The following is a 1,115-nucleotide window of genomic DNA, read 5'->3' on the forward strand; positions in this document are numbered from 1 at the left end:
AGGTGTTGGACGGACAACAAGTATTCGTTTAGCTACCTTGGGGAATGATGCAGGTGTGTATGGTGCTGCGTCACTAGTTATGAAAAATGTTTAGTATTTGTCGTTAGAAGGGAAAACAACACTTATGATCAACTTTGTTACTATCTCTTGGCTTATTTTAATTGTCGTATTATTGGTTTGGGGAGGCTTCTGGTTATATAGCTACCTATTGCGTCGTAACAACGCAACCATGATTTCTCAAGAAGATTTCCAACAAACCATGCAATCGGCACAAATTATTGATATCCGAGAAGCAAATGAATTCAACTCTGCCCACATTTTTGGTGCCCGCAATGTACCGTATTCTACATTACAACAAGGTGTGCCGGGCTTCAGTAAATCACGTCCAATCTATTTATATGCTGATGTGCACAGTTTAACTGGCCGTGCAGCGAAAAAATTAAAAGACGCTGGTTACGATAAAATTTATATTTTAAAAGGTGGCCTTTCTGATTGGGAAGGTAAAACAAAACGTCAAGATTAATAGTTTTGGAAAAGTCAGGAGTTAGCGCTCCTGGCTTTTTTGAATGTTGTTTTATCTTTAAAATGCGTACGCTAGGTAAGATTAGAAGGGGAATACTGATGTTGATTAGACCAATGAAGAGATCAGAGACTAGCGTTGGAACTTGCACCCTGTATAGCTGACTTCGCCATCTACTGCCTTAATCTTCCAACGGTTCTTTTCTTAGCGTCGGCCCTCGCACCCTATGAAGTTGAGCTCGCCAGGGCAGACAGGTGTCCGCTTCAGAATAGTTTGTTTCACACTTTGTGTGACACGGCACAATTCTTCCATCGTCTCCTGTCTAAACGCCCTGTCTCACATCCTATAGTCGGGTTCGGGTCTCAAGAAAAGACTGCGTTTCAGATTAGTTTGTAACTGACTGCGTCATTTACTGCACTAGTCTTCCAACGGTTCTTTTCTTAGCGTCGGCCCTCGCACCCTGTGAAGTTGAGCTCGCCAGGGCAGACAGGTGTCCGCTCAGAATAGTTTGTTTCACACTTTGTGTGACACGGCACAATTCTTCCATCGTCTCCTGTCTAAACGCCCTGTCTCACATCCTATTCTTGCTTTCTGT

General features: G+C 43.0%; 1 protein-coding gene. It reads left to right on the plus strand.

The window, feature by feature from the left end:
- Window positions 1-124 precede the first annotated feature (124 nt).
- Window positions 125-523, plus strand: a complete 399-nt coding sequence (locus ACRCJ0_RS14840) for a rhodanese-like domain-containing protein (protein WP_048729187.1) — start codon at window positions 125-127, stop codon at window positions 521-523.
- Window positions 524-1,115: the final 592 nt, after the last annotated feature.

It is taken from the genome of Aerococcus sp. L_32 (genome assembly GCF_050689315.1).